General features: G+C 66.0%; 11 protein-coding genes and 1 pseudogene. 9 read left to right on the top strand and 3 right to left on the bottom strand.

Translation table 11 applies throughout. From position 1 onward, the window contains the following. Positions 1-32 precede the first annotated feature (32 nt). Positions 33-539 (bottom strand): Lrp/AsnC family transcriptional regulator, encoded by a 507-nt coding sequence (locus L0U83_RS02450; protein ID WP_028202039.1) that lies wholly within the window; start codon positions 537-539, stop codon positions 33-35. A 179-nt stretch (positions 540-718) separates the two neighbouring features. Here L0U83_RS02450 and kynB point away from each other — a divergent pair, with 179 nt between their 5' ends. From kynB to kynA, 3 genes are read left to right on the top strand one after another with little or no spacing between them, the layout of a single operon-like run. Next, a complete protein-coding gene (kynB, locus tag L0U83_RS02445; protein WP_233880160.1) occupies positions 719-1,348 on the top strand; it encodes an arylformamidase in 630 nt (209 codons plus the stop codon). Between the two features lie 51 nt (positions 1,349-1,399). After that, positions 1,400-2,650: a kynureninase gene (gene kynU, locus L0U83_RS02440; RefSeq protein ID WP_233880158.1), complete on the top strand. Its 1,251-nt coding sequence runs from the start codon at positions 1,400-1,402 to the stop codon at positions 2,648-2,650. A 10-nt stretch (positions 2,651-2,660) separates the two neighbouring features. Further along, on the top strand, positions 2,661-3,623 hold the full coding sequence (gene kynA, locus L0U83_RS02435) for a tryptophan 2,3-dioxygenase (protein ID WP_233880156.1): 963 nt from the start codon (positions 2,661-2,663) through the stop codon (positions 3,621-3,623). A 77-nt stretch (positions 3,624-3,700) separates the two neighbouring features. Here kynA and purM read toward each other — a convergent pair whose 3' ends face one another. After that, positions 3,701-4,762, bottom strand: coding sequence for a phosphoribosylformylglycinamidine cyclo-ligase (gene purM, locus L0U83_RS02430; protein ID WP_233880155.1), 1,062 nt, complete (start codon positions 4,760-4,762; stop codon positions 3,701-3,703). Between the two features lie 284 nt (positions 4,763-5,046). On the opposite strand from purM, the pseudogene hda reads away from it, so the two are divergent. The 6 genes and pseudogenes from hda to panB all read left to right on the top strand — a co-directional run. Further along, a pseudogene (gene hda, locus L0U83_RS02425) lies at positions 5,047-5,748 on the top strand (DnaA regulatory inactivator Hda); the annotation flags it as partial. Positions 5,749-6,386: 638 nt separating this feature from the next. After that, positions 6,387-7,073 carry a histidinol-phosphatase gene (locus L0U83_RS02420; protein ID WP_233880153.1) on the top strand — a complete coding sequence of 229 codons (687 nt, stop codon included), beginning with the start codon at positions 6,387-6,389 and terminating at the stop codon, positions 7,071-7,073. Beyond that, entirely contained in the window at positions 7,070-8,707 is a 1,638-nt protein-coding gene (gene pcnB / locus L0U83_RS02415; RefSeq protein ID WP_233880151.1) for a polynucleotide adenylyltransferase PcnB, read from the top strand. The genes L0U83_RS02420 and pcnB overlap by 4 nt, the downstream gene beginning before the upstream one ends. A gap of 72 nt (positions 8,708-8,779) precedes the next feature. Beyond that, positions 8,780-9,319 (top strand): 2-amino-4-hydroxy-6-hydroxymethyldihydropteridine diphosphokinase, encoded by a 540-nt coding sequence (gene folK, locus L0U83_RS02410; RefSeq protein WP_233880149.1) that lies wholly within the window; start codon positions 8,780-8,782, stop codon positions 9,317-9,319. Continuing rightward, a complete protein-coding gene (locus L0U83_RS02405; RefSeq protein ID WP_233880148.1) occupies positions 9,316-10,008 on the top strand; it encodes a deoxynucleoside kinase in 693 nt (230 codons plus the stop codon). The genes folK and L0U83_RS02405 overlap by 4 nt, the downstream gene beginning before the upstream one ends. A 67-nt stretch (positions 10,009-10,075) precedes the next feature. Next, a complete protein-coding gene (gene panB / locus L0U83_RS02400) occupies positions 10,076-10,891 on the top strand; it encodes a 3-methyl-2-oxobutanoate hydroxymethyltransferase (RefSeq protein ID WP_233880146.1) in 816 nt (271 codons plus the stop codon). Between the two features lie 82 nt (positions 10,892-10,973). Here the strand turns inward: panB and pabB are convergent, their stop codons facing one another. Then, positions 10,974-12,857: an aminodeoxychorismate synthase component I gene (gene pabB / locus L0U83_RS02395; protein ID WP_233880144.1), complete on the bottom strand. Its 1,884-nt coding sequence runs from the start codon at positions 12,855-12,857 to the stop codon at positions 10,974-10,976. Positions 12,858-12,860 lie beyond the last annotated feature (3 nt).

Genomic DNA, 12,860 nt, shown 5'->3' with positions numbered 1-12,860 from the left:
GCCTTGATCGGGCGCGGCGCGCGCCCTGTCGTTTATGCCGGCGCGCTCTTGGGCTCGCGCTGCGCGATCAGGTCCACCGGCACGCCCACTTCCACCTTGAGCGTCGTGAGCACGATGTTCGAGCGGATGTCCATCACGCCCGGCGCCTTGTACAGCTTGTTGAGCACGAAGTCCGAGTAGTGCTTGAGGTTGTGCGCGAGCACGCGCAGCAGGTAGTGCGTCTCGCCCGTCACCACATACGCCCCGACCACCTCCGGCCAGTCGCGCAGCGCCGTGACGAAACGCTCGTGCCAGCTCTCCTGGTCGTTGCGCATCGACACCTGCACGAAAGCCTCCATCTCGAAGCCGAGAATCTCCCGGTTCAGACTCGCGCGGTAACGCTCCACCACGCCTTGCTCCTCGAGCAGCCGCAAACGGCGCAGGCATGCCGATGGCGAGAGCGAAATGCGCTCCGCGAGGTCGAGATTGCTGATCCGCCCCTCGTTCTGCAGTACGGCGAGAATACGGCAATCGGTAGCATCAAGCGAGATTGCGTTCATATTTGGTCTCCATTCCCGTCTTAAGACAAATTATGTGCCAACAACCGAAGTTTGCGGCGTTTTTTTCGCAAGCACATTTCGCGGGGAGTTGCCTATCATTCGAAGCATCAGCCTTGCATGGGGCCGCACTAAGCGCTAAAGCGCCAAGTGCGGCCGACAGGAGACGAGACAACTTTGCGATGACGAAGATCAAAGACATTTCCCCGCCGATTCGCCCCGAAACGCCCGTCTGGCCCGGCGATACGCCCGTGAGCGTCGAGCGCGTGTGGCGCATGGAGGCGGGTTCGCCGGTCAACGTCGCGCGCGTGACGCTTTCGCCGCACACCGGCGCGCACACCGACGCACCGCTGCACTACGACGCCGAAGGCGCGCCGATCGGCGAGGTACCGCTCGACACGTATATCGGCGCGTGCCGCGTGATTCATTGCGTGGGCGCCGCGCCGCTCGTGCTTCCCGAGCACGTGGAAGGCGCGCTGCCAGGGATTCCGCCGCGCGTGTTGCTGCGCACCTACGCGAACGCACCGCAGGACCACTGGGACAGCAATTTCTGCGCCGTCGCGCCTGAAACGATCGATCTGCTCGCCGCGCACGGCGTGCGTCTGATCGGCATCGACACGCCCTCGCTCGACCCGCAGGAATCGAAGACGATGGATGCGCATCACCGCATCCGCGCGCATGGCATGGCGATCCTCGAAGGCGTCGTGCTCGACGACGTAATGCCCGGCGACTACGAACTCATCGCGCTGCCGCTGAAGTTCGCGACGCTTGACGCAAGCCCCGTGCGCGCCGTGCTGCGCGAGTTTCCTTAAGCCGTCACCAACCCAATCCCCGCTCAATCCGCCACATAACGAAACGTAGACATGAACGACCGCAACGAAGCCCTGGCAGCCGATCGCGCCGATCCGCTCGCCGCCCTGCGCGAGCAATTCACGCTCGCGGCCGGCACCATCTATCTCGACGGCAACTCGCTCGGCGTGCCGCCCTCGGCCTCGGCCGCGCGTGCGCAGGCCGTGATCGGCGGCGAATGGGGCGAAGGCCTCATCCGCAGCTGGAACACGGCGGGCTGGTTCGCCATGCCCAAGCGTCTGGGCAACAAGCTCGCGAAGCTGATCGGCGCGGCCGACGACGAAGTCGTCGTCACCGACACCATCTCGATCAATCTCTTCAAGGCGCTTTCCGCCGCGCTGCGCGTGCAAAACGCGCGCGACCCGAAGCGCCGCGTGATCGTCTCGGAACGCTCGAACTTTCCGAGCGACCTGTACATCGCGCAAGGGCTCATCGAGCAGCTCGACCGCGGCTATGAACTGCGCCTCGTCGACGATCCCGCCGAACTGCGCGCCGCGATCCGCGAAGACGTGGCGGTGGCGATGATCACGCACGTGAACTACCGCACGGGCGAGATGCACGACATGCGCGCGCTCACCGAGCATATTCACGCACAGGGCGCGCTCGCTCTGTGGGATCTCGCGCATTCGGCGGGCGCCGTGCCGGTCGATTTGAACGGCGCGAACGCCGACTACGCCGTGGGTTGCACCTACAAGTACCTGAACGGCGGGCCCGGCTCGCCTGGCTTCGTGTGGGTGCCCAAGCGCCACCAGAGCGCGTTCTCGCAGCCGCTTTCGGGCTGGTGGGGCCACAAGAAGCCGTTCGAGATGAACCCCGAGTACCGCCCCGACGACGGCATCGCCCGCTTTCTCTGCGGCACGCAACCGATCATCTCGATGGCGCTCGTCGAATGCGGTCTCGACGTGTTCCTGCAAACCGACATGCAGGCCGTTCGCCGCAAGTCGCTCGCGCTCACGGACCTCTTCATCGAACTGGTCGAGACGCGCTGCAAGGAATACGGCCTCACGCTCGTTACGCCGCGCGGGCATGCAGAGCGCGGCTCGCACGTGAGCTTCGAGCATCCGCACGGCTATGAGGTGATGCAGGCGTTGATCGCGCGTGGCGTGATCGGCGACTACCGCGAGCCGCGCGTGCTGCGCTTCGGCTTCACGCCGCTGTATCTGCGTTACGTCGATGTGTGGGACGCCGTGGAGACGCTACGTGACGTGCTCGCGACCGAGTCCTGGCGCAAGCCCGAATTCGCCGAACGCGGCGCGGTAACCTGAGGAGCGGCAGATGAACGATCACATGCAAGTCCCAGGCATGCCCAACGCGGGTGAAACCGCCGCTGAAACCACTGGCGCCGCACGCGGCGGCTGTCCGTTCGGACACGGCGCGACCACGCCGAGCGCACAAGCGCCCGAAAACGCGGCGCAAGGCGAAGGCTGGCACGACGCGCAGCTCGACTTCTCGAAGTCGATGAGCTACGGCGATTACCTCGCGCTCGATGCCGTGCTGGGTGCGCAGCATCCGCTCTCGCCCGACCACAACGAGATGCTGTTCATCGTGCAGCATCAAACGAGCGAGCTGTGGATGAAGCTCGCGCTCTACGAGCTGCGCGCGGCGCTCGCCAACGTGCACCGCGACGCGCTGCCGCCCGCGTTCAAGCAGCTCGCGCGCGTCTCGCGCATCATGGAGCAGCTCGTGCAGGCCTGGAGCGTCCTCTCGACGCTCACGCCCTCCGAGTACACGGCCATGCGGCCGTATCTGGGCGCGTCGTCGGGCTTCCAGTCGTACCAGTACCGGCAGATCGAGTTCCTGCTCGGCAACAAGAACGCACAGATGCTCAAGCCGCACGAGCATCGTGGCGAGATATTCGAGCAGGTGAAAGCGACGCTCGAAGCGCCCTCGTTCTACGACGAAGTGATTCGCCTGCTCGCGCGGCGCGGCTTTGCGATCGCGCCCGAGCGCCTGAACCGCGACTGGTCGCTGCCGACCGAACACGACGCCACGGTCGAGGCAGCGTGGCTGGAGGTGTATCGCAATCCTTCGGAATACTGGGATTTGTACGAGATGGCCGAAGAGCTCGTCGATCTCGAAGACGCGTTCCGACAATGGCGTTTCCGCCACGTGACGACGGTCGAGCGCATCATCGGCTTCAAGCAGGGCACGGGCGGCACGAGCGGCGCGCCGTATCTGCGCAAGATGCTCGACGTCGTGCTGTTCCCCGAGCTTTGGCACGTGCGCACGGTGCTGTAACGCGTTTCGCACAGCCCAAAAGAAAAATGCCCGCCAATCGATGGCGGGCATTTTTTTGCGCGTCGAACGCGTCAGGCTTAGACCACCACGGTCTGCGCTTCGCCTTCCTTGCTTTCGCGCACCACGCCGATCTTCCACACCTGCTCGCCCGCAGCGGCCAGCAGCGACGCCGCTGCATCAGCTTGATCAGCCGCCACGACCACGGCCATGCCGATGCCGCAGTTGAACACGCGGTGCATTTCCGCATCGGCCACGCCGCCGTGCTTCTGCAGCCACGTGAAGAGCGGCGGCAGCGGCCATGCCGCGTGATCCAGTTCAGCCGTGAGACCTTCGCGCAGCACGCGCGGAATGTTCTCGACGAGGCCGCCACCCGTAATGTGCGCCATGCCCTTCACGGTGATGGTTTCCATCAGCTTGAGCAGCGGCTTCACGTAGATGCGCGTGGGCGCCATCAGCGCGTCGGCGAGCGAGCGGCCGTCGAAGTCGGCAGCGAGGTCCGGCTGTGCGCGCTCGATGATCTTGCGCACGAGCGAGAAGCCGTTCGAGTGGATGCCGCTCGAAGCGAGACCGAGCACCACGTCGCCCGGGGCGATCGTGCTGCCGTCGATGATCTTGCTCTTTTCGACCGCGCCCACCGCGAAACCGGCCAGGTCGTATTCGCCGTCGGGGTACATGCCCGGCATTTCGGCCGTTTCACCGCCGATCAGCGCGCAGCCCGACAGCTCGCAGCCTTGTGCGATGCCCTTCACGACGGTGGCCGCCGTATCGACGTCCAGCTTGCCGCAGGCGAAGTAGTCGAGGAAGAAGAGGGGCTCGGCGCCCTGCACGAGGATGTCGTTCACGCTCATCGCGACGAGATCCTGGCCGACCGTGTCGTGTTTGTTCAGATGAAACGCGAGGCGCAGCTTGGTGCCCACACCGTCGGTGCCCGAAACCAGCACGGGTTCCTTGTACTTCTTCGGCACTTCGAAGAGCGCGCCGAATCCGCCGATGCCGCCCATCACGCCTTCGCGCAGGGTCTTCTTCGCAAACGGCTTGATGCGATCGACGAGCGCGTCGCCCGCGACCATGTCGACGCCAGCGTCGGCGTAGGAGAGGCCTTGTTCCTGATTAGCGGGGCCGGATTTCGGTTGATTCATGGGGAAGCGCCAGAAGGTCGGTAAAATGCGATTTTAACCGATTGACGGCGCCCCGCCGCCGCGGGTGGAGCGAGATTTGGAACACGCTTCGCCTGGCGCCCCACAACCGGAAACCGAGTTTTGCCGCAGAACACACCGCATTTCGCACCGTACCCGCGTCGGGCCGCTATCTGGACCGGGATCGCGCTCGCCATCGGCCGCGTGCTGCGGCGTTCGCGGCTCAGTGTTCTCCGCAGTTCTCACGAGAGCACGCTTTACTAGAACCGACTCCGTCCAGACACACCGTGCAGCGACAGTTAACGCTCGATCTCGGCACTCCGCCGCCATCGACCTTCGACAACTTCCACATCGGCGCCAACGCCGAGCTGGTCGCGCGCCTGCGCGGTCTGGACGCGGCGCTCACGGCGGGCCCGATCGCCGATCGCACGTTCTATGTCTGGGGCGAACCCGGCAACGGGCGCAGCCACCTGCTGCACGCGCTCGCCGATGAAGCGCCACCGGGCCACGTGCGCTATCTGGGCCCGCAAAGCGCGCTGGCCGCGTTCACGTTCGATCCGCGCGTGACGATCTACGCGGTGGACGACTGCGATTCGCTCTCGGGCGCGCAGCAGATCGCGCTCTTCAACCTGTTCAACGAGGTGCGCTCCTACCCCAGCTGCGCGCTCGTCGCGACGGGCAACGCGCCGCCGATGGGTCTCGCCGTACGCGAGGACCTGCGCACGCGCCTGGGCTGGGGTCTCGTGTTCCACCTGGCACCCCTTTCCGACGAAGGCAAGGCGGCGATCCTCAAGCTCGCCGCACGCGAGCGCGGCATTGCGCTCGCCGACGACGTGCCCGCCTACCTGCTTACGCACTTCCGGCGCGACATGCCGAGCCTCATGGGCTTGCTCGACGCGCTCGACCGCTTTTCGCTCGAACAGAAGCGCGCGGTGACGCTGCCGCTCTTGCGCGCGATGCTCGCCAAGGGCGTGGGCGATCTGGTGAGCGCTGCCAGCACGCTAGCGACGGACGATGCGCTTTCCGACGAAGAACCGGCGCAAACGAACGAAGCGGCGCAAGCAGTCGAAGCAGACGAAGACGACGCAGGCCCGGGCGAAAACATCGCCGCGCAATTGCAACCCGCCGAGCGCGATGAGGCCGACGAGCCGACAGCGCCGCCCTCGCCCGCAGCAGAGCCCGACGACGCCCAACCCTACGAAGCGCCGAAAGCACCCGCCTTGCAGGCGCGTCCGCTGACGCCCGTGCCCTTCATTAAACCGACCGACAACGTCGAAGGCGAATTAGGGGCCAAATATCGTCACGTCGTCCACAAGGAACTGGGCACGGAACTCAAGGGCGAAGTCGAAGCCGACGTGAGCAACGAAATGACCGGCGAGCTGCGCGGCGATCTCGATCCGCCGGACGCAACCGCCGCAAGCGCGGCGAACACCGGCGAGGCGCCGAACGAAGCATCAGCAGACGCGCAGACACCGGCAACGCCCGACCTGTTCGAAGCGCAAGACAGCGAATCGCCTGCCGCGAGCGACACGCCTCGCGGACCCGAATCTCCCGCGGACCCCGCCGCCCCGACGCCGCCCGCCGGCGGCGGCAACGGCGTCCCCCGCTTCAAGTAAAATGAGCGCCCATGGCTAACCTTGCACTTTTTGACCTCGATCACACCCTGATCCCCACCGACAGCGACCACGAATGGGGCCGCTTCATGGTGAAGCTCGGCATTGTCGACGGCGAGCGCTTTGCGGAGCAAAACGACCGCTTCTACGCCGACTACAAGGCCGGCAAGCTCGACATCCACGCGTACCTCGTCGCCATGCTCACGCCGCTCGCGAAATATTCGCGCGCGCAGTTGAAGGAATGGCACGACCAGTACATGCACGAGGTGATCAAGCCGACCATCCTGCCGAGCGCGGTCGAGCTCGTGAAAAAGCACAAGGAAGCGGGCGATCTCTGCTGTGTGGTCACGGCCACCAACGAATTCATCACGGCGCCCATCGCCGAGGCGTTCGGCGTGGACAAGCTGATCGCGTGCGAAGTCGAAACCGTGGACGGCCATCCGGCATCGGCCTTCACCGGCCGCCCGACCGGCACGCCGAGCTACCGCGAAGGCAAGATCGTGCGCGTCGAAGCGTGGCTCGCCTCGCTCGGCAAGAACTGGTCGGACTTCGAGCGCAGCTACTTCTATAGCGACTCGCACAACGACATCCCGCTGCTCGAAAAAGTCAGCGACCCGATCGCCACCAACCCCGACGACACCCTGCGCGCTCACGCGCAACAAGCGGGCTGGCGCATCCTCGATTTGTTCCAAGCCCAGTGATCAAGAAACTCATCCGCAAGTTGTTCGGCCAGGACGACGCCGAAGCGACGCAAGACACCGAAACCCCCGCCGCCGATCCGCACGCGGCCTCGCATGAAGGCGCAGCCGCCGTAGCAGGCACCACCCGTGCGCGCCGCAAGCCGGCCAGCGCGCAGAAGACGTCGAAGCCGCGCGGTGGCAAAGGCGCGAGCGATCCGGCCACGCCCGTCATCCTTTCCGCCGACGTCCACGGCATCAATCCCGCGCTCATCTCGCGCAACGCAGTGCGCGTGACCGAAGGCCTGCAGCAAGCGGGTTTCCGGGCGTTCATCGTGGGCGGCGCGGTGCGCGACCTGTTGCTCGGCGTCGCGCCCAAGGACTTCGACGTCGCCACCGACGCCACGCCCGACCAGGTGCAGAAGCTGTTCCGCCGCGCGCGTATCATCGGCCGGCGCTTCCAGATCGTGCACGTGCAGTTCGGCCAGGAAATCATCGAGGTTTCGACGTTCCGCGCGCTGGTGGACGCCCCGCCCGCCGATGCCGCGCCCGCTCCGGCGCCGGCGCCGGCGAAGCGCATGCGCCGCGACGAGCTCGACCGCAAGACCCACGCCGTGGATGCGAGCGGCCGTGTGCTGCGCGACAACGTCTGGGGCGAGCAGCACGAAGACGCCACGCGCCGCGACTTCACGATCAACGCGATGTACTACGACCCGGCCACGCAGACGGTGCTCGACTACCACAACGGGATGGCCGACATGCGCGCGCGCCTGTTGCGCATGATCGGCGACCCGGCCACGCGTTACCGCGAAGACCCGGTGCGCATGCTGCGCGTCGTGCGTTTCGCGGCGAAGCTCGGCTTCGAGATCGAAGAGCACACGCGCGAGCCGATCACGAAGCTCGCGGACCTCATCAACAACGTGCCTGCCGCGCGTCTTTTCGACGAGATGCTCAAGCTGCTGCTCTCGGGCCACGCGCTCGAGTGCCTGCGGTGGCTGCGCAAGGAAGGGCTGCATCACGGCCTCCTGCCGCTCCTCGACGTGATTCTCGAGCAGCCGCAGGGCGAGCGCTTCATCACGCTCGCGCTCTCGAACACCGACGCGCGCGTGCGCGCGGGCAAGCCGGTGTCGCCTGGCTTCCTGTTCGCCACGCTGCTTTGGCACGACGTGCAGCAGCGCTGGCAACAGTACACGGCAGCGGGCGAAATCCCGGTGCCGGCGCTCCATCGCGCGATGGACGACGTGATCGACGCGCAAACGGAGAAGCTCGCGATCCATCGCCGCTTCTCGTCGGACATGCGCGAGATCTGGGGCCTGCAACTGCGCCTCGAAAAGCGTGGACGTGGCGCGCTCAAGCTGCTGGAACACCAAAGATTTAGAGCGGGGTATGATTTCCTCCTGCTGCGCTGCGAATCGGGCGAGCTGGATGCCGAAGTCGGCCAATGGTGGACGGACTTCATTTCCGGCGACATCGCCGCGCGTGAGGCCCTCCTCTCGCAGGGCGGCAAGGAACGCGCGCCGCGCAAGCGCCGCCGCCGCGGCGGCTCGAAGAGCCGCAGAACGGGCGAAGATGCTGCGCCGGAAGCCGGCGCAGGCGGTGACGAGCAGGAACCCAGCAGTGCAGACTATGACGGCCACGCCGGTCCGCACGAGGACTGACGCCGTGCGGCGTCGCGGCAAGCCGAGGCGCACATGTGTCGAACAGCAACAAAAGTCGCAGGAAGTGAAGCCATGACGGTTGCCTGGCTGGGAATCGGCGCGAATCTGGGGGATGCGCGCCAGACCCTCAAAGACGCGGTGGTGTGCCTTGCACAACAGCACACCCTCACCGTCGTCGCCAAATCGAGTCTGTACCGCACCGCGCCCATCGACGCGGGCGGCGACGACTATTACAACTGCGTCGTGAAGATCGAGACGAGTCTCGATGTTCACGCGCTGCTTGCGCTTTGCCAGCGCGTCGAGCATCACTTCGGCCGGGAGCGTCCCTTTCGCAACGCGCCACGCACGCTCGACATCGACATCCTGCTTTACGGCGACGCCACCATCGACGAAACCGACCTCGTCGTGCCGCATCCGCGCATGACGGGCCGCGCATTCGCGCTCGTGCCGCTCGTCGAGATCGATCCCGAACTCGTGATTCCGGGCCTGGGGCCCGCCAGCGCGTTCCTCGCCGCCGTGGCCGATCAGCGCATCGAGAAGGTCAAGCCGCTATGCCAGTGCATGGGCACAGCGCCTGCGCCGGACACGCCGCCCGCCGGCAACTGCCGATGAGCACGACCCTCATGCCCGTCGTCAGCGCGCGCGCCCCGCGGCCCGCAGCGCTCCAGTACATCGTGATCGAAGGGCCGATCGGCGCGGGCAAGACCACGCTTGCCACGCGCCTCGCCGAGCGCTGGTCGATGCAGACGCTCTTCGAATCGAACGCGGAGAATCCGTTTCTGGAACGCGTGTATCGCGACACTGCGCCTTCGTCGCATGCGCTCGCCGCGCAGTTGCATATCGCCTTGCAGCGCGAGCAGCTTTCGCGCGAAGTGGCCGCGCGCCGGGCAACGGGCGCGCCGCTCGTGACGAATTTCCTGGCCGAACGCAACGAGCTGTTCGCACGCCTCACACTCGCTGAAGACGAACTGCCGCTCTACCGCGCGCTCGCCTCGCGTCTGACCTCGCCCGCTCCCGCGCCCGACCTCGTCGTCTATCTGCAGGCGAGCCCCGAGGCACTCTACGCGCGCATCCAGAAGCGGGCGATACCGCGCGAGCTGGCTATCTCGAGTGCATTCCTGCATGCGCTCTGCGACAGCTACAACGATTTTTTCTATCATTACGATCATGCGCCGGTGCTCACCGTCGGCGCGGAGCATCTGGATCTGCTCGATTCCGATGCGGACCTCGCGCTCGTCGTCGAACGTATCGAGACGATGCGCGGCCGCAAGGAATCCTTCGTCAAGGGCACGTCGCTATAACCGTTTCATCGGTGCGATCGAGCGGCGCAGCCCCTCCCCGTTTTTCCCTTTCCCAACGGATTTCCCCATGACTTACCTGCAGGAAACGAGCCGCAGCGCGGTCACCGTGCCCAAACTTCAGGCTATGCGCGACGCAGGCGAGCGCATCGCGATGCTGACCTGCTATGACGCGAGCTTCTCCGCGCTGTGCGAGCGCGCGGGCGTCGATACGGTGCTGATCGGTGACTCGCTCGGCAACGTGCTCCAGGGCCACACGACCACGCTGCCCGTCACCATCGACGACATCGCGTATCACACCGCGTGCGTGGCGCGTGCGCAAACCAAGGCGCTGATCATCGCGGACCTGCCGTTCGGCACCTTCGGCACGCCCGAAGACGCGTTCGCGAACTCCGTGAAGCTCATGCGCGCCGGCGCGCAGATGGTGAAGATCGAAGGCGGCGAATGGCTCGCGCCCACGGTGAAGATGCTGGTGGAGCGCGCCGTGCCCGTGTGCGCGCACATCGGCCTCACGCCGCAGTCGGTGCATGCATTCGGCGGCTTCAAGGTGCAGGGCAAGAGCGACGCGGCCGCGACCCAGTTGATTCGCGACGCGCTGGCGCTGCAGGACGCGGGCGCTCAACTCGTGGTGATCGAGGCCGTGCCCGCGGCGCTCGGCGCGGAAGTCACGAAGCAGTTGCGCATTCCGACCATCGGCATTGGCGCGGGCGTGGACTGCTCGGGCCAGGTGCTCGTGCTGCACGACATGCTCGGCATTTTTCCCGGCAAGCGGCCGCGTTTCGTGAAGGATTTCATGGTGGGCCAGCCCGATATCGAATCGGCTGTGCGTGCCTATGTGCAGGCGGTGAAGGAAGGCACGTTCCCGGGGCCCGAGCACGTGTTCTGATACGGCGAATTTGCTTCGCAGTATGAAAAAAACGCGCTCCAAATGGAGCGCGTTTTTTTATGTGGCGCGTTCTACGGTCGCTTCACTGAATCAGCCGCGCTGGCACCGCACCGCGCAGCGCGTTCGTCAGCATCAAGGCCTCTGCGATAAGCACGTCGTCGCGCGTGAGCACGCGCTCCTGCGCGCCGAACGCTGCGTCGTCGAGCAGCACACCGCGCATCACGCCCGGCAGCACGCCCGAGGCGAGCGGTGGCGTGAACCACTTGCCGTCGAGCTTCACGAAGATGTTCGACCGGCCGCCTTCGGTCAGCTCGCCGCGCTCGTTGAAGAACAGCATGTCGAAGCCGCCCAGCGCTTCGGCCTCACGCCATGCGCGATCAAATTCGGCGCGGCGCGTGGTCTTGCGCAGCAACAGCGCGTCGGCGGATTCGACCGGTGAGAAGCCGTGGTCTGGCGCGAGCAGCACGCCTACGGTATCGTGCGCAAGCGCGGTGAGCGGCGCGCTCGTGAGCGTGGCCGCCCCGCTCTTGCCGAGCGCGAGGCGCACACGGTGTGGCGCGTGATCGTCTGCAAACGTGGCGCAGGTATCGTCAATGCGCGCGCGCAAAGCCTCGACATCGCACGGGAAACCGAGCCACGCAGCACTCGCCGCGAGCCGTGTGAGATGGCGCTCCAGGTGGCGCACGCCGCCAGCGCGCGTTGCATACATCGTTTCGAAGCATTCGATGCCTGGATCGGCATCGGTCAGAAAACGGGCTTTCAAACGGCACTCCTCGTATTCGTCGGCGGCCACGCTGTCGAGCACGATGCCCGCGCCCACGCCCATCTCGCCGCGCCGCGTGGCTCCCGCGCCCCTGGCGGGCGCATCGAGTGTCAACGTGCGGATCACGACTGAGAGACAAAAGTCGCCGCAGGTCTCGCCCGCCGAGGGCGCTTCGAGCCAGCCTATCGTGCCCGTATACAGGCCGCGCGGCGCATGCTCGAGCGCATCGATCAACTCCATCGTCCGGTGCTTGGGCGCACCCGTGATCGACCCGCACGGAAAGAGCGCGCGCATGGCGTCGGCGAATGTCGTGCCTTCGCGCAGCGTCGCTTCCACGGTCGAGGTCATCTGCCAGACGGATGCGTAGGGCTCCACGCTAAAGAGCGCCGGCACGCGCACCGATCCTGTTTGCGCGACGCGCGAGAGGTCGTTGCGCAGCAAGTCGACGATCATCACGTTTTCGGCGCGATTCTTGGGATCGTTCGCGAGAAAGCGCGCGGCGGCGGCGTCTTGCTGCGCATCGGCGCAACGCGCGGCCGTGCCCTTCATGGGTTTCGCGCGCAACGTTTTTCCGCGCTTCTCCACGAATAGCTCCGGCGAACACGAGAGCACCCAGCGCTCGCCCGGCAACGCGATCAGCGCGCCGTAACGCACGCGCTGACGCTCGCGCAAGCGCCTGTATAGCGCGAGCGGCGAACCATACGCCTCGAAGCCGAGCCGGTAGGTGTAGTTGATCTGATACGAGTCGCCCGCGCGCAAGGCGTCCTGCACGGCGGCGATGTCCTGCTCGAAGCGCTCGCGATCGACACCGATCGTCACGCCCGCCACGCCTGCTGGCGCGGGCGCTTCATTGCCCTCCTGCGCCGCGAGCCATGCATCGACCTCTTCGCGCGAGCGCTTTTCGCAGCGTTCGAACAATAAAAAACGCAGCGCGGCGTGGCCGTGCTGCGTTTCGATGGATGAGGCTGTGCCGTGCTTTGCGAATTCGAGCGCGCGCCCGAACTCGTAGTCGCCGATCACGAGCGCATGAAGTCCCGCGCTCAGTTCGGCGTTCACCTGCGAACACACCGCGTCGAGATCCGCCGCGCGCTCGCATGCAAGCTCGCGCACGAACCCCGTGTAGAGGCGGCTCGAGCGGCTGTGCGCCGTCGAGTCGCCGTCGTCGAGCAGCGCGAAAACCGCGCCGCCAGGATTGACTGCCATTGC

Source organism: Paraburkholderia flagellata, from assembly GCF_021390645.1.
GTDB lineage: Bacteria > Pseudomonadota > Gammaproteobacteria > Burkholderiales > Burkholderiaceae > Paraburkholderia > Paraburkholderia flagellata.
The sequence above is the reverse complement of the archived record's forward strand: the minus strand, read 5'-3'. Positions and strand labels throughout refer to the sequence as shown.